Origin of the sequence: Aquirufa nivalisilvae, assembly GCF_003143535.1 — a bacterium.
Classification (GTDB): domain Bacteria; phylum Bacteroidota; class Bacteroidia; order Cytophagales; family Spirosomataceae; genus Aquirufa; species Aquirufa nivalisilvae.
The window spans coordinates 3,068,228-3,089,292 of sequence record NZ_CP029346.1 but is presented as its reverse complement, the minus strand read 5'-3'; the positions used below and the strand labels follow the sequence as shown (position 1 = coordinate 3,089,292).

Genomic DNA, 21,065 nt, shown 5'->3' with positions numbered 1-21,065 from the left:
TTGGGAATTTAAGCCCATCTTTGTAAATGGGATGGGCTTTTTTATTGCTTTTAAAAGATATGTAACATGTCCGAAATTGGGATGAATGTTGTATTATCGCAGTCTAGATATACGATGATGAAACTAAATGCTATTAAATTGATTTCCTGGGGCTTATGCCTATTTGTGATTTTGCAAGCAAATTCCTTATTGGCTCAGGCTTCCAATAGAGTTTTAAATTTATTTCCTGCTGGGACTGTCCTTCATGCCAATATTCCTTTTGCTCAGGATACTTTGAAAAAGCATTTATTGGATATTTATTTACCTGCAAATACAACAGGTAAAATCCCTCTGGTGGTTTTTATTCATGGCGGAGGCTGGTTGGTCAATGATAAATATGCCGATATGGGCTATATGGGAAATACGCTGACTGCCATGATCAATCGAGGATTTGCGGTAGCATCCATTGATTACCGTTGGGCTAGTCAGGCTATTTTTCCTGCGCAGATTCAAGATTGTTATCAAGCATTAACTTTTCTATGTGAACAAGCAGATAAGTATCACTTAGATAAAAATAGAATTGCTATCATGGGTTTTTCTGCTGGTGGACATCTTGCTTCTCTGGTAGGTTTAGCCAATAATAATAAGCTTCCTGAATTTTTTATGAAAGGCAAAGCTCAGAAATTCAATATCAAAGCTGTGGTCGATTTTTATGGGCCATCGGATTTAACGGGTCTGGAAAGTAGCGATGATCCTAAGGCTCCTGAAGCCATTTTATTGGGCGCTGTCCCGATAGAACGCCCAGATTTAGCTAAAAAGGCTAGTCCAGTTAGCTATGTTGATGCACAAGATCCTCCATTTTTAATTATTCATGGGGAGAAAGACAAGAGTGTCAACAATAAGCAATCCAAACTGCTGAGTGGTTGGCTGAACAGTGTGGCGGTCAAAAATGAGCTGATCATTGTCAAAGATGCGCCGCATTTTGGACGGATGTTTGACACGGAAGAATTGAAATCTAAGGTATTGACTTTCTTGGAAAATGCTTTAAAGCCTTAGTTTATTCTCCTAAACTGGTGATTAAAGTTATAGTTCAAACCAACACTCCAAAGCAAGTCGTCGCCGGCCAAAGCAGAGCGTAGTTTTTTGCTAAACATGGTCGTTAAAGTAAATGGACTTTTTTTCTTCGAAATAACCAAAGAGCCACTCACATAAGTACCGTCTATATCATCCATTTTTAAGTAAAAGAATTGGGGAGTGATTGTTGCTTGCCAATCTTTATACCAGGTAAGGTTAGAGAAAATCGTTTTAAATGATAGAAAAGTGGTGCTTTGAGTCACATCTTTTGTCAAACCTGTAGAGCCTAAATAACTAAAACCCAAGGCAATGTTTTTGTGTATGGACAAGACGGGTGTTGCCTCCCAAGCAAAAAATCGCTGGGCTTTTAAATAGCTAGTATTAACACCATTGACATTGGCTTCTTCGGTACGGAATACAAAGGCAGGATGAGCGCCTACACTCATTTTGAAGTTTTTTTGTTGGATGGCCTTATAGCGCCACCAAAGCACAAAAGCCCAAGGTTTTCCGTCCATGGCAAAGCGCAACATGGGATCAAAACTCAGACGACCTTTACCTAAAGATAAATCAAATAATACAGCAGGTTTGCCTAAAGAAAAAGATGGGATTAAGGATACACCATTATTGGTTGCAGTGATTTGGCCTGCAAAAAAAGAAGGAGTTTTGGTCGAATCTGTTTGAGCGAATAAATGGTTGACACTTACTAGGAATACTAGCAAGAGAGTGGTTTTAAATTTCATTTGGGTTAATTAAGAGAAATACAAAGGTCAGTTTTTTTTTAATTAAATGAAATTATGGCCTGATTTTGCCCCCTTTTAAAGGATATACAAGCTTGATATTCCATAAAAAAGGCTTAGATCCTTCCACGGTGGATTCAAAAGTTTTGTTCATGGTAGATTTAAAAATGATGGGAAAATCTTTCCAAGAAATACTGATTTCAGAGGTTAGATAATAGCCATCTTTACCATCGATGTTGAGGTAATAAATTTGTGGAGTTATACCTAATGTGGCTTTTTTACTCAATTGAATATGCGAGATGTCGGTATATAAAGTGACAAAGTTTAGCGCGTTTAATGTAGCAGGGTCTAAACCATGGGACCTTAAATAGTAAATGCCCATGGTTAAGTGCTTAGATAATTGATAACGGGGAAACAACTCAAGCACAAAATATCGATCGGTTTTTTGAACTTGAATAGAATCTTTCGAGCCAGGTAGGGGGATTGTAACAAAATTGAGCCCTAAATGAGTCCCAACATTTATCTTGAATTTAGATAGCTTGGGGCTCAGGTTATATCGAAACCAAAATAAGGAATACCAGGGTTTGGCTTCTAATGAAAAAGCTAATTCTGGATCAAAACTGAATCTTCCTTTGGAGATAGACATGTTAAAAACCGTAGCAGGTTTTTCTAATGAAAATGAGGGAACGATGGAAATACCATTATTTGTAATGCCTACTGTACCACTAATTTGCGTAGGATTTGATGCTTGAATATCTTGAGGATAGCTCTCTTTTGCTTGCAGTAAGAATAGGCAGAGAAGATAAATACCTGTGTATTTCATTTTTATTAAATTTGCTTTAAATTGTAAAATTAGCCTGTTTTGATAGCTAAAGGCTTATACATTTTACCGAAATGATTACCATTTTTTAATTGTATGGAGGAAAAGATCAAGGATAAAGTAGTAGCCATTAGGAATTTGGATTCCGTAGATGCATTTAATGCCTACAATGAGCATATCACCGTGAATCCTTGGATAAGTATCATTGATTTTTCAAATTCGACACCTAAATGTCGCGAATGGATGCGTTTGGGTTTTTACTGCATCATGTTGAAAGACATACATTGTGGAGATTTGAAATATGGTATTAGCCAATATGACTACGATGCTGGGACACTCTTATTTTTCGCGCCCAAACAGATCTATAAAGTAGATAAAGTGGGAAGCCTGTCCGTTCCCCAAGGTTTATGTCTTGTATTTGATGAAGAGTTAATTCGCGGGACTTCTTTACAGAAACATATTCATCATTATTCATTCTTTTCCTATGAACATAATGAAGCCTTGCATGTGGATGAAGAAGAAAGAAATAATGTGGTGGAAATTCTGACAAAAATTAGTCGAGAAATTAGCCCTGAATTAGATGATTTAAGTAAGAAATTAATTGTTTCCCATATTGAGTTATTATTGGATTATTGCAGTCGATATTATCAAAGACAATTTACGAGTCGACAACCCTTGCATCAACATATTTCAGTTAAATTTGCAGATTTAGTCAGAGATTTTGTAAGTGCCAGTAAATCTGATGATTATGGCTTACCTTCTGTCAATTATTTTGCAGATAAATTGCATGTTTCAAGCAATTATTTAGGAGATATAATTAAAAGGGAAACGCAGCAAACTCCTATAGAAATCATGCATCAAATAATGATCAATCATGCGAAAGAATTATTGCATGATTTTGAGAAAAATATTAGCCAAATTTCTCATCAATTAGGCTTTACTTATGCCGCACATTTTACTCGATTTTTTAAGAATAAAATGGGAATTAGTCCCAACGAATATCGGCGAAATATGAATCGATGAATTTCACCTCGCATGTTTATGCGAACCATCACATGTAGGCATTTTTTGGGAAAGACCACAGATACAATCTCCCAATCCCTTGCCTACTAGGATGCGACTTTTGTTTTTTTCTATTCGAGCTATTCTGGTAGCTTCTTGTTTCGCTTCGGCAAAATGCATCAAATACACTCTTTGTCGGCCAGGGGTTAAACGGGCGAAAGCTGTTTTCAGAGCCTCATCTTCTTCCATCGCGTTTTGAAATTCCTCGGGAACCGCATATTCCTCAATTTTTTTTAAGATCACTTTGGCTCCCGATTTTTCTACTTCAATCGCTTCCAAAATATAGGATTTGATGAGGGCTTCTTTGGAAAGGATATCGTCCAAATGGGAGAATCGAATTTGGCGGCTCGACTGTGTATTTTCTCCAGGTTTACTAAATACTTTGGCAGCATCTTTCAGTAGTACACCCTTAAAAAACATAATAGCAAAGTACTCTTTGAAGCCTTGAAGGATGACTAAATTCGATTTTTCAAAAGAATAACAAGGGGAGCCCCATTTCAAATCTTCTTCTAAGCCCATCTCCAATAATATGCTTCTCAACAAGCTTAATTCTGCTTGCCATTTGTCTAGTTTAACGATGAAGGCATCTACTTTTGGGCTCATAGTCGACATTTTTTCTAAAAATAAATGGAATTTATGACATGTCCGATTTTGGAATTAGCTAAATGTTCAAAAATTTTCCGTCAATAGCTTAGCGTTTATTTATACGATAATCCATGACCAAATGGGAATAAGCCATAATTAGGGCCTTCCATGTAGCCAGGGACATCCGATTTATTATCTTCTACGGCTTTCATGTTGATAGGAGTGGTAAAGGGCATTTTTCCACTTGGATTGTATTTGCCTGTCACAATATCTAACAAGGCCTCTTGTGTCGTTCCAAAAGTAGCTAGGATGGATTTTGTTTTCCCTTTATCAATTTCTTCAATGACCCATGGATTGGTATAATTAATTGCCACGATAGTCGGTTTGCTATTGATTAGTTCATTAACATGATTCACATCAATTCGATTGGCAGATAATCTTAAATCAATTTTGGTGCCTTGGGAACTGAACAGGCCACCACCATTAGGAATTAGCCATAATAAAATAACATCGGCTTCATCCTTATTGGAAACAAATTCCACATCCGAATATTGAGGCTTAGCTACTTTGATGATGTCAGTATTTCTACCTGTATTGAAATAGGTTTCAAAATATACCTTGGTTTTCTTCTTAATAGGTAATATTTGTTGATCATTACGAAGTAAAACAATGGACTTACGAAGTGCCAAATTGGCTAAATCTGTTGAGGCTTTATTTCCAATAATCTGGCTGGCTTCTTCTACCGAAACATAAGGATTTTCAAATAAACCCAATTCAAATTTCTCTTTTAATAATTTGGCCACCGAGTTATTAATTCGCTCTTCTGATATCATGCCTTTTTTCACGGTTTCCAACAAGGTGCTAGGATCAGCGGCTCCAGAAAAAATATCGACACCCGCATTCAAGGCTTTTTGATAGCGCTCGGCAATACTCAAATTTTCTACGCCCCAAGGCATCATTTCGATGGGGCCAGTATCTGAATTGATGATACCATGAAAGCCTAATTTACCTTGAAGTAAATCATGGATCATCGCTTTATTAAATGAGAAACCCACTTCCTCAAATTCTTTGCCTTTTGGAGCAGAATAGTAGGGCATTATCGCCGAAGTACCTGCAGCGATGGCCGCTTTAAATGGTTTTACATGGTAGTCAAACATCCCTCCTGGATAATGGGCAAATTTACCCCAATCAAAATGGGAGTCTTGACCATCTAATTGAGGGCCCCCTCCAGGGAAGTGTTTCGTTGTCATGGCAACGGATTGAGCCCCTAATTTTTTGCCCTGAAAACCCACAATGATTTCTTGAATCATGCGCGAGGTTAAATCAGCATCTTCCCCAAAGGTCCCTTCCACACGCTGCCAACGGGGCTCTGTAGCTAAATCAGCCATGTACATATATCCTTTTCTCAGACCTACGGCACGCCATTCTTTGGAGGCAATCTCTGCAAATTGACGCGTCAAAGTAAAGTCTCTCATGGCAGCCAATCCTAATTCCCCAGGCCATTTAGAAAATGAGGTTACACCCACACTCAATCCTACAGAAGCATCAGTCGTCACATGATTTCTTGGGTTGGAAGCCACGATAGCCGGGATCCCTAATCGAGTATCTTCACATAAGGCTTGGAGATTGTTGGACCAATTGGCCATGATTTCTGGAGCGGCATTAGCCCTTAAAATAAAGTGGCGTAAATGAAGTTGACGAACACCCTTAGTGGTTCCTGCTGCCGACATATTGGGAGCTACTAATGGTTTTCTGGTAAACATATTCGTGTTTTGAATCAAATCTTCTTCATTAAAACCAGCATGGATGGGCGTGGCAGGGCCCGCTGCTGGCGCTCCACCAAATACATTATCGCCCCCCATCCGTGTGGTGCTAATTAACATGAATCCTACTTTTTCCTCCAAGGTCATTTGAGATACCAAATCCTTGATTCTTTCTGAAATAGGTAAGCGCCAATCCTCATATCGATCAAGCTTTTTGTTTTTATTCAGATCTTTGAATGATAGATTTTGAATGCGTAGAATTTCTACGTTTCGACTTCCTAAATTAGGTTGAACTGTTTTCTGTTGAGCTAAGATGTTGGAAAAAGTCAATAGACTCAATACTCCAACAAGTACTTGTTTAATGGGTAGTTGCGTGGTCATAAGATATGGGCTATATCGTGTAAAAGCATTAATTAACTGGTTTCTAATGACTTATTTTTCAAAATATTTAGATAATTGTTTCGCCATTCATCAAAATAAGATAAGTCGGGAGAAATAATTCAATTTGGATTCCTATATTGTAGCAATTAGATACAATATAGAATTATTGTAACGAAAAATATCGGAAAAATACCAAATTAAAAACCATTAGTCGATGAAAAAATGGATCCTTAGTTTAAGTTTGCTCATGAGTGGCTTAACTGTTTTGGCTCAACCTTCTAGGCCAGCACCTACCCCAAATGACACACTAAAGTCTGTAGAAGCTTTAGCCTCTGGGCAAGTTGCATTTCGGATTTATGCACCTAAGGCAAGTCAAGTGACGGTGTCTGGGGATTTTTCAAAGGAATTCGGCCCCAAAAATTTGAGTAAAAATGAAATAGGTGTTTGGTCCTACACCTCAGCGGAGGCTATTGCACCTGATTTTTATACCTATGATTTTACTGTGGATGGAGTTAAAACCTTGGATCCTAAAAATACATTGTTGAAAGAGGGTGAAAATGGCTATTCCAATATCATAGAAATAAGAGGGAAGGAATCAGCCTATGCCGCCATTCAAGTAGTTCCTCATGGTAATTTGGAGAAAGTCTGGTTTCAATCTAAAGTAACGGGTAAGCCTACACGTTTTCATGTGTATACACCCCCAGGCTATGAAACAATGAAATCAAAATTACCTGTTTTGTATTTGCAACATGGCGGGGGAGATAATGATGCGTCATGGTCAACGGCCGGTCGGGCTAATTTTATCATGGATAATCTTCTGGCAGCAGGTAAGTGCCAACCCATGGTGGTGGTTATGCCCATGGGACATCCAGGTTCTGGTTTTTATATGAATCCAGGGATTGAAGAAGATCCATATTACAAGCAAATGTTTGAGGAAATTATGCCCTTGGTCAATGAGAAATATCATGTGTTAACAGATCGAAATCATATAGCTTATGCCGGACTTTCCATGGGTGGATTGCAAGCTCTAAATATGGCACTTTTTGCTCCTGAAAAATTTGGCTATGTATTGCCATTAAGTACTGGATATTTCCCACCTCAACTGAAAATGCTGGAAGAGAAATACGTTCAAAATTTGAAAAACCCAGAGATCAATCGCTTAAAACTTTTTTGGATTGCCATGGGAGGAGAAAGGGACATTGCCTACAAAAACGGATTAGGGGTTAATGCTGTCTTTGATAAATATGGGATTAAATACCAAACGAACACCTACGATGCTGGCCATACATTTATTACTTGGCGTCACAATTTAGTTGAATTTGCTCCATTACTTTTTAAAAATTAATCACATGAAAAAAATTGTACTATTTGTCCTTGTTTGTGTTGTTTTAATGGCACAAAATAGCCTGGCACAAACGGCTTCTGCCAAGCATTTACCCATCATAGATGTGCACGTGCATGCCATGAAAGTCAATGCTAATTTTGCCTCGGATATGTCGCCTTGGTTTTTAAGTAACATGCCAGGAACAGATCCTAATGAACCTACGCCCAAATTTTTGAATGCTGATGGCGCCATCATGTTAAAGGCCGCCAAATCCGATCAAGAATTTCAAGATGAGTTGATGCAAACCATGAAACGTTTGAACATGACCATAGTGGCTTCTGGAGATCCTCAAGTAATTCGAAATTGGAAAAAGGCAGCAGCACCTGATCGAGTTATTCCTTCTATCGGCTTTAGTTCCGCAAGTGGTATTAGCGTACAAGCTTTTGAAGATTCCTTGAAAACGGGTTTTTATAAAGTGGTAGGAGAAGTGGGTTTACAATACCAAGGCTTATCTCCTAGTGATCCATCAGTGGATAAGTATTTTGAAGTAGCCGAACGATTGAATGTTCCCGTTGCCATTCACATGGGAACAGGAGGAAATGGCATGGCTAATTTAACTTCACCCAAATACCGAGCATCGATGGGGAATCCTTTATTGTTGGAGGATTTATTAGCGAGGCATCCAAAGCTGAAGGTTTGGGTCATGCATGCTGGATATCCGATGATTGATGAAATGATCGCTTTGATGGGGGCTAATTCTCATGTTTATGTGGATTTAGCCGGGATGATTTGGAGCTATCCCTTAGAAGAAATACACCTTTATTTGAAAAGATTAGTGCAAGCTGGGTTTGGCAAACGTATCATGTATGGTACAGATTTAATGGTTTGGCCTAAATTGTTAGAGACATCGTTGGGGGTGATTGAAAATGCCAATTACCTTTCTTTTGAACAGAAAAGAGATATCTTTTTCAATAATGCAGTTCGCTTTTTCAGATTAGATCCTACGAAGTATCAATAGACGGAAATGATCCATGGAAAAATAAAAAAGGGCACCGATTAGGATGCCCTTTTTTATGCTAGATTTCGGATTATTTAAACTGGAAAATAAGAGGGAAAATAAAGCAAACAATAGCAGCCCAAATGGAATAAATAGGGAGGTATTGGGCAATACTTTTAGACACTAAATTGAAATCAGATTTACCTTGACTAGTTTTCAATAAGGACTTGGCGACCATCAGTAGGTGAATAAAAATCAATAAATTACTACCTAATACGGCTAACCTGTTAGGTGTGATTCCCCACTCGATAATGCGGAAACTTATGGCAGAAAGCGCAATGCCATTTACCACAATGGTCAATGCAGATAAACCTAATAATAACCAGGTTTGGTATCTAGGACTTTCACTTTTTTCGGCTTCAGCTACGGAGAATAAAATGAGTGCCATCACGCCTACCAAAAGGCCATTGAAGATCAACAGAAATTCACGATTGGTATAAGGATCTTTCCCTGTATACACCATAGCAATTAAATATATGACCAAGAAGACAAATACCACAGGGGTAAAGATTTTGGCAATAATGGGAGAAACGTTTTTGACTAAATTCGGATTTTTTTGAATCAAATAATTGCCCAAAATAGGAGTGGCAGAGAGTCCGCTAACAATTACATATTTCCCATAAAACTCTTTGATATCTAGTCCAATGATATTAAATAGACCTAAGGCTATAGCGGTGAATAATCCTCCAGAAAGCAATATAATGGCACACATTACTAATAAATCGCCATGTAATCTCAAAAACTCAATGCTTTTTTGCGTATTGGAAAACTGTCCTTCTCCCACATAAGCATATGCCCAAATAGACCATAATATCAGAGGTAAATGGATACAGGCTAGTAGAATGGAATCAGAAGGAGAAGTATGAGGAAGGAGGTTGATGTAGACCAGAGAAAATAGGCAAATACCTAAGGGGAGCATGATTTTAAAAATTGGAAATGCCTGTTTCCAAATGAAATAGGCACTCAAGAAAGGGAAAACCACAAAGGATATATTTCTCTGAAAAAAGGTATCTTGATCTAATCCGAAAAATGTTGGAATCTGAGAAATGAGGGCTGCGCAAACAGCTAAAATGGCAATAACAAACAATTCATTTTTGTTGCCTAATGTGATGGGTTCCGATGTATAATTTAAACGTTGGTTCCAAAATTGTAAACTCGTTTCCTCATGATATTCTGGCCACAAGGCATTAAATTCTTTTTTAAATAATGCAGAATTTGTGCGGTATAATTTTTCCAGCTGTTCTGGATTTTTCAGGTTTTGTATGATCTCGCTTTTCATGATAATTGAGGCAAATAAATGTTTACGTACTGGAATAATTCGTCGTTATACTATCTTATAGAACCCAATTGTTGGCAAGCATTTAAGGAAATACTTAGCGAGACAATAACTCGGTAATTGTTTAAAAATTACATCACATTTTGTTTAGTGGCTATTTTATTCAATAAACGGCAATATGCTGTTATATAATTCCCTTCCACCAAGTAGAGAATGTTGGATTTTCTTCTCTCAGGTCTACTAGCTCACCTATTTTTGGAGTAATTACAGGAATTTCCTGCTTTTTACTATTTTCCCAGAGTAACTGTAAGGGTTCATCCCAAGGATGGATGCTTAATTTAAATTTCGAGTTATGACCAGCAAAGATTCTTTTCGCATTCAATTCTTTGGCAACAGTAAAAATCTCCTCAGGCATGAGATGGATGTATTTCCAAGCCAAATTATATTGGCCTTGTTCTATCAAGGCTAAATCAAATGGCCCATGCTGATCACCAATGGCTTTAAAGTGACTGTCATATCCGCTATCTCCGCCAAGAAATAGATTATGTTGGGAAGTTTTTAACACAAAAGAAACCCAGAGTGTTTTATTACGTTGTATACCCCTTCCAGAAAAATGACGAGCTGGGGTGGCCGTTAATTTCCAATCTTTTTCCAATTGGATGGATTCATTCCAATCCAATTCTTCAATGATGTCTGGTGAATAGCCCCAATATTCTAAATGCTCCCCAACTCCCAATCCACACACCACCTGTTTCACTTTAGGTTGGATTTTTTTGATTGTTTCATAGTCTAGATGATCATAATGATCATGGGAGATCAGCAAATAATCGATGTCGGGTAAACTTTCTGCTGGATAGGGATCGGTACCTTTAAATGAAGCATTTAACCATGAAAAAGGGGCCGCATAGCCACTCAAAACAGGATCAATTAATATGGTTTTGCCTTCTAGTTGAAGTAAATACGAAGAATGCCCGAACCAAATCATATAGTCTGTGTTGGGACTTATTTGTTTCAAATCAGTTTTTACGGTGGGCAGTGCCACAGTAGGTTTGGTACGGATATCTTTGCTGGTCATCACCCTCCACATGGACCCTATTTTATTATTTTCTTCTGCAAAAGTGGGGGTGTAGGATAAGTTTTGAAATTGTCCGTCTTTATAATTCGGAGAATTTTTAATTCGTTGTAGCCTTTTACCTTTTGGGTTAGTACCCAAAACTGCTTTATTGAGGGCAATCCAAGAACCGACTGAGATGCTTGATAATATTCCTAGATAGCCTAGCATACGTCTTCTTTTCATAATTTATGGAGCAATTTAATGTTTTTGTCTAATCTTTGAACGAAATCCTTTTCTCATCTGAGGGAAAGAGGATAAATTTCGCATCAGTGAGCATTTAACATCAATTTCGTAAAACTAGTTTGATTCGGTAGGAAATATTTGTTTCACTTGAATCAACTTGGTAATCCTAATCCCAATACGGTATGATTTCAGCCATATTTGTGCCCCCGCTTTCAGATTCAAATACCTCCATCCTAGATTTAAGTGTACATAACCCAAGATTTAATTCAGAAATTTATCAGGATATAGCCAAATTTAGTCGATTCATTCAGGATTCAAAGGGCTCTAATAAGTATGGGGTAGGAGGGTATTTAGAGCATCGAAAGATGTATGAATCACATGAGAATTTTGCAACGGGCCAACAAGATTATCGGAATATCCATTTAGGGGTAGATATTTGGGCGGAGGCAGGCACGGAAGTGTTTGCGCCCATGGATGGGATTATTCATAGTTTTCAAGTGAATGAAGGTTCAGGTAACTATGGGCCAACCATTCTATTAGCTCATCAAATCCGAGGAGAAAAAATCTATAGTTTATACGGACATCTTTCAAGTCATGATTTAGAGGGGCTGATTCCAGGACAAGAAATACGTCAAGGCCAGCTCATGGCACATATAGGAAATCCATCTGAAAATGGTGGTTGGCCACCTCATTTACATTTCCAGTTGATTCGAGACTTGCAAAATTTTGTGGGTGATTACCCAGGTGTTTGTTCCCAAAGAGATTTGGATTTTTATGCTCAAAATTGTCCAAATCCAGCCCTCTTTATGAAAGATTAATAATTGACATTTAACCTTTCTAATACACCTTTTCTTTTGACTAAATTTTTATAATCCCATTGAATGGTTTTAGATTTTTGAAGCCAATTTGTGAGATCTTGGACTGGAATATCTTGTACGTTTTGAAAATAGATTCCTGCTGCTTTAAACTTACCAATAGCTTCTAATGGGTTTTCCTCAAAAGATTGGCCACTCCAAAATAACAATTGAATTCCCCTTTTCAGAGAGCTATATCCCACAATCGGGTTTTCATGGATAAACCAGACGGGTATAGCATGCCAAATTTTACCACTTGCCTCAGGTAATTTTTCTGAAATGAAGTGGGCTAAAAAATCCCCAATTTCCGCTTCTTGTGGAGAAAGCTTCTGATTAAATGCTTGAATGGCAGGGTTCATGGTCGTAATTTATTAAATGAGGGACATTCTTTTAGAGTCATTTCTAGTTCAAATGTATTCAATTACCTGTAATTTTAGCTACCCTTTCGAATCAACAAATGAGCACATATAAATCCATGAAATATTTATTAGCCTTCATTCTCCTCTTTTCAATTCCCATTTGCCTGCGGGCACAGGAGCAAAAAGCAGCCCAATATTTGCAGAAAATTAGAAATAATGAGGCAGAATTGACGGCGTTTATGGCTCAAATGCCGAAAGGTGGGGACTTACATCACCATTTTAGTGGCTCTATTTATGCAGAACCTTTATTGGAAAAAGCGATTAAATTGGATTACTATGTCAATTTGGAAACGAAGGCGGTAGCTAAAGATCAGGCTGGTAAACCGAATTGGAAACGCTTTTCTGAGCTATCATCTGAAGGGTCCTTGGCTGGGATGAAAAATGAAATAATTCGTCGCTGGTCAGTGAAGGATTATTATCCTGGATTTTATCCTTCGGATCAATTGTTTTTTGAATCATTTGATAAATACTTGCCGGCTCTTAATGAAGAATATGCTCCAGGTATGTTGGAGTTAAAAAATCGGGCCATAGCAGAAAATGTGTCTTACATTGAAACCATGTTTTCCCCCGTTTATTCGAATGTTAACATTCAGGATTTATCAACTTATGATTCGGAATTAAGGAGCTTGGCCAACTTGTCAAATAAACAAGGGGTATTGGATTTATTGGAAATCGTTTATTCAAAGGTATTGCAAAAAGAGTCTATGAATCAGGCGATAATTTGGAATAATAGCTTCATTCAGCGGTTGCATGATAGTCTAAAAATAGATGATGAACGCTTCACCATGCGATATCAAAAGTATGTGCTGAGATTTAAAAATCCGGTTGATTTATTCAAGGATATTGTCATCAGTTTTATGGCGGCAGACCAAAGCAAATTGATTGCAGGTGTTAATATGGTAGCTCCTGAACATGGGGAAAATTCTATGAAAGATTATCGATTGCATATGTTGATGTTTCAGTTTTGTCATCAGAAATTCCCTCGAGTGAAGTATTCTTTACACGCAGGAGAATTGGCTATGGGTCAAGTGGCGCCTGAAAGTTTAACATGGCATATTGGAGAGGCGATACATACAGCGAAAGCGAATCGGATTGGTCATGGTGTTGATATCCCTTATGAAAAAAACAGTTATGATCTTTTGAGATACATGAGTAAACAGAAAATACCCGTGGAAATGAATCTGGTTTCTAACCGATTTATTTTACAAATTAAAGAAGATAAGCACCCCATTCAATTATATCATCAATTCAAGATTCCACTTTTAATTAGTACCGATGATGCAGGTGTTTTGCGCACCAGCTTAACGGAACAATACGTTTTATTGGCTAAATCATATCCGTTTTTTAGCTATGCTCACATCAAGGAAATGGTATTTAATAGTTTGGATTACAGTTTTATTCAAGAGCCTGAAGTCAAGCAGAAATTGCGACAAGATTTAGAGAAAAGATTTAAGGAATTTGAGGCGAGAATCCCTTAATTGGTTTAATAGCTGTTCAAATTATTGGTAACTGGAATTATTTTACAAAGATCATAGAATTGAAATGTGTCAATTGAAGAAAGTACTACTATTTCTTTGTTTTTCCTTTCCGCTTTTTGGTCAACCAGATTCAACGAGTAAATCTGTTTTTCAATTATATGGTTATGCAGAAGGCTATTATTTGATAGACCCAATCCAGAAAACTGCTCACGAAAAAGAATCCTTTTTCTTCAATCATGCCAAGGCGAATCAATGGGATTTGAACTTAGGGATATTGGGATTAAGCATCAAAAAGGGGCCATTAAATGTGCAGATGTCGGGTATGTTGGGCTCTTACTCTTCTCGGAATTTAGCCAATGAGGGAAAGATCTGGAGGAATATTTTTGAGATGAATCTATCCTATCAAATGGCAAAAAAATGGTCTATCTTGGCTGGAATATTTCCATCACATATAGGTTTTGAATCGGCCAAAAATGCAGAGAACTGGACTCTTTCCAGAAGCTTTGTTGCTGAAAACTCACCATATTATGAGTCTGGATTAAGTATTTCTTATAAACCAAATCAGGCATGGACATATTCGATTCTTGCGCTTAGAGGCTGGCAACATATTCAAGATTTTAGGCCAGCTTTAGGAACTCAAATTACCTATGTTGCTGCTAACTCTTGGATATGGAATTCAAGTGGGTTTATAGGAAATGAGGGAAACGGGCTTCGGCTATTCCATGATTTTTATTGGGTAATACCTTTGTCAAAAAAGGTCAAGACAGTGCTCATCTCAGACTTAGGTTTCCAAAATGAATTTTGGCACGGAGAAGCATTGATGATGCAAGTTAAACTGAGCAATAAATGGAAATTTGCAGGCCGAATCGAGCAGTTTTCTGACCGAAAGTCCATTATTTTGGCTCCAGACTCATTCGTTCAATCGGCATCTATCAATGCCGACTTCAGTTTATTTCCCAAGATGCTATTTCGGGCAGAATGGAAGGTTTATCATTCGTCAAACGAGACATCAAACATACATTCGCCAGAATATATTATTGGAGTCGTTTTGGGGAAATAGACTTAAACTTTTCAAGCAATTTAAATCTTGGATTCAAGTATTGTACCACCTGAATCCAAGACCTATTTTAATAGGCTGCAGTAAACCTTACTTGGTGATGTTTAGCTTGCTCGGCTTCATCAACGATGACAACAGCTAAATCTTCTACCGATAAGATACTTCGTTGATTGGAATCGAATACAGGGTTTTCTAAGCCTAATCTATATTGACCCGTTCTGCCTGTTTGAATACCAGGATGCATTTCTATGGCCGGACTAATAAATGCCCAATCTAATTCTTTTTCATTTTTTAGGTAAGTCAAATAATCTCTAGCGGCTGTTGCACCAGCATAATATTCTTGAGGGAATTCTGGCGTATCTACTAGTTGTACTCCTGGGGCAATGTATAAACTTCCAGCACCGCCGATGGTGATAAAACGTTTCAGGCCAGCTATTTTCACGGCCTCTTGAATTTTCTTAGAGCCTTCAATGAAGTCGTGATACAAGTTGGGATTGGTCCATCCTGCATTAAAACTATTAATGACTACGTCAACACCTTGTAAAGCATGTGCCAGTTCATCCACTTGTGAAATGTCTACTTGCTTCCAAGTAATAAGTGGATTCTCATGGGAGAGTTGAGGGTTTCTAGCAATGGCAACTACTTCGTGTTGTCTATTGACAAGTTCATGTAGTAGGGCTTTGCCTACAAATCCTGTTGATCCGATTAGAGCGATTTTCATGATGATAAAATTTAATGTAATAATAAAAGTTACAGTAATGTATAAAAAAAAGGGTTAAAAATCTTTAGAAAACTGTTCTAAAGTTAAGGTCATTAGTTGACTCGAGATTTGATTATTTAAGTTAGTATATAACATGTCCAATTGGGTATTTATTTTTTTTCCGATAGGGCAATTGGGGTTTGGGTGATTTTTGGAATATCCAAAAGAAACCTTTTCCAAGGTAATTTTTAATACTTGATCTAGGTTGATTTGAGAAGGGGCTTTGGCTAACATGGTACCACCATTCTTGCCTTCTTTACTAACGACTAGCTGATGGTTTTTTAAATTAATTATTTCCTTTCTTACCAGTACGGGGTGTAAGTTTAAACTGCTGGCAATAAAATCAGATGACAAATACTCATGTTGGAATTTTGTCAACAACGTTAAAATATGCAGAGAAATAGCAAACTTACCTGAAATCATACTGTAATAAATAAGGTTACAATATTAAGAATTAAAATTTAGCTTGTCAATTTTTCTGCATTTTATTTTTAATTCAGGCAAAATTGATAATCTTGAAAGGCATATAATTTGAACTTCTTTATGATGCAACCAAAGGAAATACTAGGTAGATGGGTTGAGTTATTTAATCAATATGATGCTGATGGATTGGCGGCATTGTATACGGAAGATTGTATCAATCATCAAACACCTAACGGAATTGTTCAAGGCCGAGAGGCCATTCGTGCGATGTTTCGAAGTGAATTTGAGCAATTTGAAATGGTTTGTATCGTCGAGAATATATTTCAAGATGGCAATGTAGGCATGTTAGAATGGAAGGATCCTAAAGGCCTGAGAGGTTGTGGATTTTTTTGGATTGAAAATGGACAAATTGCCTATCAAAGGGGCTATTGGGATAAATTATCTTTTATGAATCAGCAATCTGGTGCCTAGATTTATGCACATGCTTTTTGCTTTTAACATGAAATTATGGATGAAAATAAAGGGATTAATTTACCTCCAGCTTACCTAGACATTCAAGAAAAGACCCGAGTATCGGGTTTTAGTATGGCATCTGATGTTTTGACAGGGTCATTGTTAAGAACTTTGGCAGCTTCCAAACCGGCCTCTAATTTTCTTGAATTGGGAACTGGAACAGGTCTATCTACTTCTTGGATGTTAGATGGAATGGATCAGAAATCTACCTTGACTTCCATTGACAATGATGACGCTTTTTTATCTATTGCGAGAGAATATTTGGGCTCAGATTCAAGACTGGAGTTGGTCAATTCTGATGGAGAAGACTGGGTAATGTCTCATCTTTCCCATCGATATGATTTTATTTTTGCGGATACTTGGCATGGTAAATACTTATTGTTAGATGAGGTGTTGAACATGCTAAACCCAGGAGGAATTTATGTGATTGATGACATGATTGAGCAAGCTAACTGGCCAGTTGGCCACAGTGAAAAAGCCGCCAAATTGATTCAAGAATTAGAAAATAGGAAAGACCTCAATGTGACCAAATTAGTTTGGTCTACTGGACTAATGATAGCAGTAAAGAATTAAGAAAAAAGGGGAATTACGATGATTGTTGAAGTAGCTGTATTGCAGGTTAGAAAGGGACAAGCAAAGTCATTTGAAGCAGATTTTAAATTGGCTAGTCAATACATTCGATCCATCCCTGGTTATCATTCGCATTCCCTTTTGAAATGCATGGAACAGGAAAACAAATACATTTTAGTTGCTCATTGGCAAAAATTGGAAGATCATACAGTTGGCTTTCGACAATCTCCACAATATGAACAGTGGAGGGAATTGTTACATCATTATTATGACCCATTTCCTGTTGTTGAGCATTATCAAGAAATAATATTGACATGATTAAAAGACTTGAATCCATTGATTTTTTAAGAGGTATTGTCGTGATTCTCATGTTATTGGATCATGTGAGGGATTTGTTTCACATTCATTCCATTGATCAATCCCCCACAGATTTAGCAGTAACGACTCCTGCGGTATTTTACACCAGAATTATCACTCATCTTTGCGCTCCTATTTTTGTATTTCTGGCAGGTAGTTCGGCATATCTGGTATTTCAAAGGTCCGAGAATAAAAAACAATTTAGTCAGCGCATGATTCTTAGAGGCGCTTGGCTCATCTTGTTGGATTTGGTAGTGGTCAATCTAGGCTTATTTTTTGATATACATTTTGGGCTTATTCTAATCGACGTACTAAGTGCCATTGGTTTTTCGATGGTGATGATTGGACTAATTAATCGTCTATCAACGAAGCAAATTTTTTGGTTGGCATTAGGTATTATCTTGCTCCAACAGGTGTTGTTGCAAATTCAACCAACATGGCTAAAACCTCTCTCATTTTTAATTAGTCCAAATGCATTCCCTTTGCCAAATGGCACCTTGTTGGTGGTAGGTTATCCACCTATTTCATGGCTTGGAATATGCCTGTTGGGCTATTCTTTAGGGCATTATTTTTTGGAGAAAACGACGGCTGATTTTTGGAAATTAGGTCTTAGGTTATGTTTCCTTTTTTTAGTTGTTCGATATTTTAATCTGGGTGGAGATGCCCCATGGCAAATAGATGGATCATGGACGAAACAATGTATGTCCTTTTTTAATGTATCAAAATATCCTCCAAGCATTAGTTTTACATCATTGACTTTAGGCATCATGTTTTTACTGCTGAGTGTAAGTCAATATGTCGGAAAAAAGGGGACAGAAATAGTCAGTTCTTTTGGGCGAGTACCCTTATTCTTTTTTGTCAGCCACTGGTTTGTTCTTCACCTGATTTTGTTGGCTTTGATTTTCAATCAAGGCTTTCATATCGCCGATTTAGAATTCGGATTTCAATTAAGTAGACCTAAAAAATTTATTGGTTTGAGTCTTTCCCAAGTTTATATTGTTTGGTTTTTGGTGGCTTTACTCTATTATCCACTTTGCCGGTATTATTACCAATGGCAGCAAAGTAGAAAGAATCACTAAGGATATTATAGTTTTAGTTTAATCCCACCATTAATCATGAAACCATCCAATGGGGCATAGATGTCTCGGAAAGTTGGGTTTGATTTTGTCCCTGTATAAATGGTGTCAAATTTGGTTTGGCGGACATCTAGAAAATTTTCAAAATTGATATAAATGGATAGTTTATTCCAAAACTTTTCGACCATAAATCCGGTGAGCCAATAGTCTTTTCCCGTGGCTCCGTCGCTTAATATTTGTGGACTAAAGTAATAGGCTTCCAAGCCAATTTTCCATTTCTTTTCTAGTTCATACATGAGAACAGAATTGAATTTATGACGTGGAGTCAAAGGCTTTTCCTCAAAGATATTTCTTAGGTGTAATTGCGTGTTAGTATAGGTATATCCTAGAAAAAGATGAAAATCTTGATAGGCAATTTTTACATTCGTTTCCGTTCCTTTGGAGTCGATATGGCCTTTGGAATTCACTAAAAATTCTTTTTGTCCATTTTCTCTTGATTCCATCAAAAGTGGATTTTCTAATAGGGTATAAAAGAATAGATGATTGGCGCTGATTTGAATATCTTCCCCGATGCTCGTTTTATAGTTGAAATCGAGGTTAATACCTTTACTATTTTCTACGACATTCATTTTCTTATTGATGGGTAGAACGTTTTGGTATTGAATTCTCTCGCTTTCCTCGGTAAAAATAGTTGGAGTTTTATAGCCAAATCCTCCTCCAATTCGAGAGCTAAATTTTTCAGAAAAGTTGATGAGAGCGGAGGCCCTTGGTAAAAACTGCCAGCCATAGTCATAGACGTAATCACCTCTTAATCCAGTTTCAATATGCAGCCATGGCCAAATTTTAGTGGAGTTTTGTGCAAATAATCCAACAGTTCCTTGAGTGTAATTTCTCAATGGAAATGAGCTAAAACGGATTTCATCAAAGACATCCGTCCAGGCATTGGCACCCAGAACCCATTCACTTTTTTCTTGATAATGAGCAAATGATAACTCGGAGAAAGTAGAGTATTGTGTTCCATCATAGCGGTAATCAGGCACACTTATTTTTCGATTAAAATAGCTGATACTATTTTTAAAGGTAAGGAGTTTGTTGGGGGAAAATTTGTGTTCCCAAGTGAATTGAGAAGATATTCGCTTGGTTTTATTTGATTCAAAATACAGGTGACCTGTTTCTATTAAACCATTAATGTAATGAATATCGCCTCCTAATCTATTTTCATAGGACATATTTAAACCCAAAATGAGTTTATTATTATCCGAAGGGTACAGGTATATTTTGGGGTTTAAGGTAAAGCGTTGGAATTCAGGAATGGCAGATAAATCAATATTCCCAGGGTCATATGGAGAGTTTCTATTAAGAGAGGCAAAAATAGTTGTTCCTATTTTTTGATTTCTTTTGGCATAATAGGTATTAAAATCAAATCCTTTGGCAGATGTAGTGTTGATATGAATTTTAAAATCTCTTTCTTCCGTGGGATTTTTAGAAATTAAATTGACTAAACCAGCAATAGCGCCTCCACCATATAAGGTAGAAGCTGATCCTTTGATGATTTCAACTTGTTTTAAATCCAATGGTGGAATTTGTAAAAGCCCCAATCCACTAGCAGCTCCAGAATACAAAGGAAATCCATCTTTTAGCAATTGCGTATATCGACCGTCCAATCCTTGAATTCGAATCGATGCATTAGCGGAGGTCGCAGAGGTTTGTTGAACTTGGATACCCGTACTTTCACTTAAAAGCATGCGAATGTCTCCAGACTTCATATTGCTTTTCTCATTGATTTCCTCCCCTCCGATGAATTCTATTCGGGTAGGAATATCATGTATGGTTCTAGAACTTCGGGTAGAAGAGACCACGACTTCTTCCAATTCCTCCTGTGAAGGATTCAGAGAAATCTCTAATTGATTGATGGATTTTGTTAGCGGAACTATTTGCTGAAATGCCTGATATCCAATGTGGCTAATGTCTACTTTAACGATACTATCAGGTATTGATTGGAAAATAGCGATGCCATTGAGGTCCGCAATTTGCATTTGGGAGGCATTTTTCCAAGATAATTTAATGGTGGTATTGACTAAAGGACGACTATTCTCATCTTTGATAATGAGCTGCAAGGATTTTTGACCTTGTGCTAATTGGTTGTAAAGTAGTAGAATAAGAACGATTTTTATAAATTTCATCACAGGCAAAATAGTTCGAC

The 21,065-nt window shown here is 37.3% G+C and carries 21 protein-coding genes; 11 read left to right on the top strand and 10 right to left on the bottom strand.

What is annotated here, in order from left to right; translation table 11 throughout:
* Nucleotides 1–114 precede the first annotated feature (114 nt).
* Nucleotides 115–1,035, top strand: coding sequence for an alpha/beta hydrolase (locus HME7025_RS13215; RefSeq protein ID WP_226998244.1), 921 nt, complete (start codon nt 115–117; stop codon nt 1,033–1,035).
* On the opposite strand, the gene HME7025_RS13210 is transcribed toward HME7025_RS13215, so the two are convergent.
* Both HME7025_RS13210 and HME7025_RS13205 read right to left on the bottom strand, forming a co-directional pair.
* Complete coding sequence (locus HME7025_RS13210) at nt 1,032–1,793, bottom strand: hypothetical protein (protein WP_109324805.1); 762 nt, start codon at nt 1,791–1,793, stop codon at nt 1,032–1,034. The two genes, HME7025_RS13215 and HME7025_RS13210, sit on opposite strands and share 4 nt — an antisense overlap.
* Nucleotides 1,794–1,845: 52 nt before the next feature.
* Nucleotides 1,846–2,613 (bottom strand): hypothetical protein, encoded by a 768-nt coding sequence (locus HME7025_RS13205; protein ID WP_109324804.1) that lies wholly within the window; start codon nt 2,611–2,613, stop codon nt 1,846–1,848.
* 93 nt (nt 2,614–2,706) lie between these two features.
* Between HME7025_RS13205 and HME7025_RS13200 the strand changes: the two genes are divergently transcribed.
* Nucleotides 2,707–3,633 (top strand): helix-turn-helix domain-containing protein, encoded by a 927-nt coding sequence (locus HME7025_RS13200; RefSeq protein ID WP_109324803.1) that lies wholly within the window; start codon nt 2,707–2,709, stop codon nt 3,631–3,633.
* A 3-nt stretch (nt 3,634–3,636) separates the two neighbouring features.
* Here HME7025_RS13200 and HME7025_RS13195 read toward each other — a convergent pair whose 3' ends face one another.
* Together HME7025_RS13195 and HME7025_RS13190 are read right to left on the bottom strand one after the other, a co-directional pair.
* On the bottom strand, nt 3,637–4,275 hold the full coding sequence (locus HME7025_RS13195) for a DUF1801 domain-containing protein (RefSeq protein ID WP_109324802.1): 639 nt from the start codon (nt 4,273–4,275) through the stop codon (nt 3,637–3,639).
* A gap of 95 nt (nt 4,276–4,370) precedes the next feature.
* Nucleotides 4,371–6,401, bottom strand: a complete 2,031-nt coding sequence (locus HME7025_RS13190; protein WP_109324801.1) for a glycoside hydrolase family 3 protein — start codon at nt 6,399–6,401, stop codon at nt 4,371–4,373.
* A gap of 214 nt (nt 6,402–6,615) precedes the next feature.
* Between HME7025_RS13190 and HME7025_RS13185 the strand changes: the two genes are divergently transcribed.
* Both HME7025_RS13185 and HME7025_RS13180 read left to right on the top strand, forming a co-directional pair.
* On the top strand, nt 6,616–7,746 hold the full coding sequence (locus tag HME7025_RS13185) for an esterase (protein ID WP_109324800.1): 1,131 nt from the start codon (nt 6,616–6,618) through the stop codon (nt 7,744–7,746).
* 4 nt (nt 7,747–7,750) lie between these two features.
* Nucleotides 7,751–8,743 carry an amidohydrolase family protein gene (locus HME7025_RS13180; protein WP_109324799.1) on the top strand — a complete coding sequence of 331 codons (993 nt, stop codon included), beginning with the start codon at nt 7,751–7,753 and terminating at the stop codon, nt 8,741–8,743.
* Between the two features lie 70 nt (nt 8,744–8,813).
* On the opposite strand, the gene HME7025_RS13175 is transcribed toward HME7025_RS13180, so the two are convergent.
* Together HME7025_RS13175 and HME7025_RS13170 are read right to left on the bottom strand one after the other, a co-directional pair.
* Complete coding sequence (locus HME7025_RS13175) at nt 8,814–10,061, bottom strand: DUF4153 domain-containing protein (protein WP_109324798.1); 1,248 nt, start codon at nt 10,059–10,061, stop codon at nt 8,814–8,816.
* 181 nt (nt 10,062–10,242) lie between these two features.
* Nucleotides 10,243–11,355 (bottom strand): MBL fold metallo-hydrolase, encoded by a 1,113-nt coding sequence (locus HME7025_RS13170; protein ID WP_226998243.1) that lies wholly within the window; start codon nt 11,353–11,355, stop codon nt 10,243–10,245.
* A 182-nt stretch (nt 11,356–11,537) separates the two neighbouring features.
* On the opposite strand from HME7025_RS13170, the gene HME7025_RS13165 reads away from it, so the two are divergent.
* The gene (locus HME7025_RS13165) at nt 11,538–12,173 is read left to right on the top strand and encodes a peptidoglycan DD-metalloendopeptidase family protein (protein ID WP_109324796.1); all 636 of its coding nucleotides are present in this window, start codon (nt 11,538–11,540) and stop codon (nt 12,171–12,173) included.
* Here HME7025_RS13165 and HME7025_RS13160 read toward each other — a convergent pair.
* Complete coding sequence (locus HME7025_RS13160) at nt 12,170–12,568, bottom strand: DUF1801 domain-containing protein (protein WP_109324795.1); 399 nt, start codon at nt 12,566–12,568, stop codon at nt 12,170–12,172. The genes HME7025_RS13165 and HME7025_RS13160 overlap by 4 nt on opposite strands.
* A 116-nt stretch (nt 12,569–12,684) precedes the next feature.
* On the opposite strand from HME7025_RS13160, the gene HME7025_RS13155 reads away from it, so the two are divergent.
* Both HME7025_RS13155 and HME7025_RS13150 read left to right on the top strand, forming a co-directional pair.
* Entirely contained in the window at nt 12,685–14,106 is a 1,422-nt protein-coding gene (locus HME7025_RS13155; protein WP_109325484.1) for an amidohydrolase family protein, read from the top strand.
* A 64-nt stretch (nt 14,107–14,170) separates the two neighbouring features.
* Nucleotides 14,171–15,166 carry an outer membrane beta-barrel protein gene (locus HME7025_RS13150; RefSeq protein WP_109324794.1) on the top strand — a complete coding sequence of 332 codons (996 nt, stop codon included), beginning with the start codon at nt 14,171–14,173 and terminating at the stop codon, nt 15,164–15,166.
* 67 nt (nt 15,167–15,233) lie between these two features.
* On the opposite strand, the gene HME7025_RS13145 is transcribed toward HME7025_RS13150, so the two are convergent.
* Nucleotides 15,234–15,884, bottom strand: coding sequence for an NAD(P)-dependent oxidoreductase (locus HME7025_RS13145; protein ID WP_109324793.1), 651 nt, complete (start codon nt 15,882–15,884; stop codon nt 15,234–15,236).
* 54 nt (nt 15,885–15,938) lie between these two features.
* On the bottom strand, nt 15,939–16,346 hold the full coding sequence (locus tag HME7025_RS13140; RefSeq protein ID WP_109324792.1) for an Rrf2 family transcriptional regulator: 408 nt from the start codon (nt 16,344–16,346) through the stop codon (nt 15,939–15,941).
* Nucleotides 16,347–16,466: 120 nt separating this feature from the next.
* Between HME7025_RS13140 and HME7025_RS13135 the strand changes: the two genes are divergently transcribed.
* The 4 genes from HME7025_RS13135 to HME7025_RS13120 are packed head-to-tail and all read left to right on the top strand — an operon-like array spanning nt 16,467 to nt 18,865.
* The gene (locus tag HME7025_RS13135) at nt 16,467–16,817 is read left to right on the top strand and encodes a nuclear transport factor 2 family protein (RefSeq protein WP_226998242.1); all 351 of its coding nucleotides are present in this window, start codon (nt 16,467–16,469) and stop codon (nt 16,815–16,817) included.
* A 36-nt stretch (nt 16,818–16,853) separates the two neighbouring features.
* Nucleotides 16,854–17,432, top strand: coding sequence for an O-methyltransferase (locus HME7025_RS13130; RefSeq protein WP_109324779.1), 579 nt, complete (start codon nt 16,854–16,856; stop codon nt 17,430–17,432).
* A gap of 18 nt (nt 17,433–17,450) precedes the next feature.
* Nucleotides 17,451–17,747 carry an antibiotic biosynthesis monooxygenase family protein gene (locus HME7025_RS13125; RefSeq protein WP_109324772.1) on the top strand — a complete coding sequence of 99 codons (297 nt, stop codon included), beginning with the start codon at nt 17,451–17,453 and terminating at the stop codon, nt 17,745–17,747.
* A complete protein-coding gene (locus tag HME7025_RS13120; protein ID WP_109324769.1) occupies nt 17,744–18,865 on the top strand; it encodes a DUF1624 domain-containing protein in 1,122 nt (373 codons plus the stop codon). The genes HME7025_RS13125 and HME7025_RS13120 overlap by 4 nt, the downstream gene beginning before the upstream one ends.
* 5 nt (nt 18,866–18,870) lie before the next feature.
* On the opposite strand, the gene HME7025_RS13115 is transcribed toward HME7025_RS13120, so the two are convergent.
* Entirely contained in the window at nt 18,871–21,045 is a 2,175-nt protein-coding gene (locus HME7025_RS13115) for a TonB-dependent receptor (RefSeq protein WP_109324767.1), read from the bottom strand.
* Nucleotides 21,046–21,065 lie beyond the last annotated feature (20 nt).

Coding starts and splice junctions, on each gene's coding strand:
- HME7025_RS13215 (WP_226998244.1), top strand. CDS start 115: ATGATGAAACTAAATGCTATTAAATTGATTTCCTGGGGCTTATGCCTA.
- HME7025_RS13210 (WP_109324805.1), bottom strand. CDS start 1,793: ATGAAATTTAAAACCACTCTCTTGCTAGTATTCCTAGTAAGTGTCAAC.
- HME7025_RS13205 (WP_109324804.1), bottom strand. CDS start 2,613: ATGAAATACACAGGTATTTATCTTCTCTGCCTATTCTTACTGCAAGCA.
- HME7025_RS13200 (WP_109324803.1), top strand. CDS start 2,707: ATGGAGGAAAAGATCAAGGATAAAGTAGTAGCCATTAGGAATTTGGAT.
- HME7025_RS13195 (WP_109324802.1), bottom strand. CDS start 4,275: ATGAGCCCAAAAGTAGATGCCTTCATCGTTAAACTAGACAAATGGCAA.
- HME7025_RS13190 (WP_109324801.1), bottom strand. CDS start 6,401: ATGACCACGCAACTACCCATTAAACAAGTACTTGTTGGAGTATTGAGT.
- HME7025_RS13185 (WP_109324800.1), top strand. CDS start 6,616: ATGAAAAAATGGATCCTTAGTTTAAGTTTGCTCATGAGTGGCTTAACT.
- HME7025_RS13180 (WP_109324799.1), top strand. CDS start 7,751: ATGAAAAAAATTGTACTATTTGTCCTTGTTTGTGTTGTTTTAATGGCA.
- HME7025_RS13175 (WP_109324798.1), bottom strand. CDS start 10,061: ATGAAAAGCGAGATCATACAAAACCTGAAAAATCCAGAACAGCTGGAA.
- HME7025_RS13170 (WP_226998243.1), bottom strand. CDS start 11,355: ATGAAAAGAAGACGTATGCTAGGCTATCTAGGAATATTATCAAGCATC.
- HME7025_RS13165 (WP_109324796.1), top strand. CDS start 11,538: ATGATTTCAGCCATATTTGTGCCCCCGCTTTCAGATTCAAATACCTCC.
- HME7025_RS13160 (WP_109324795.1), bottom strand. CDS start 12,568: ATGAACCCTGCCATTCAAGCATTTAATCAGAAGCTTTCTCCACAAGAA.
- HME7025_RS13155 (WP_109325484.1), top strand. CDS start 12,685: ATGAAATATTTATTAGCCTTCATTCTCCTCTTTTCAATTCCCATTTGC.
- HME7025_RS13150 (WP_109324794.1), top strand. CDS start 14,171: ATGTGTCAATTGAAGAAAGTACTACTATTTCTTTGTTTTTCCTTTCCG.
- HME7025_RS13145 (WP_109324793.1), bottom strand. CDS start 15,884: ATGAAAATCGCTCTAATCGGATCAACAGGATTTGTAGGCAAAGCCCTA.
- HME7025_RS13140 (WP_109324792.1), bottom strand. CDS start 16,346: ATGATTTCAGGTAAGTTTGCTATTTCTCTGCATATTTTAACGTTGTTG.
- HME7025_RS13135 (WP_226998242.1), top strand. CDS start 16,467: ATGATGCAACCAAAGGAAATACTAGGTAGATGGGTTGAGTTATTTAAT.
- HME7025_RS13130 (WP_109324779.1), top strand. CDS start 16,854: ATGGATGAAAATAAAGGGATTAATTTACCTCCAGCTTACCTAGACATT.
- HME7025_RS13125 (WP_109324772.1), top strand. CDS start 17,451: ATGATTGTTGAAGTAGCTGTATTGCAGGTTAGAAAGGGACAAGCAAAG.
- HME7025_RS13120 (WP_109324769.1), top strand. CDS start 17,744: ATGATTAAAAGACTTGAATCCATTGATTTTTTAAGAGGTATTGTCGTG.
- HME7025_RS13115 (WP_109324767.1), bottom strand. CDS start 21,045: ATGAAATTTATAAAAATCGTTCTTATTCTACTACTTTACAACCAATTA.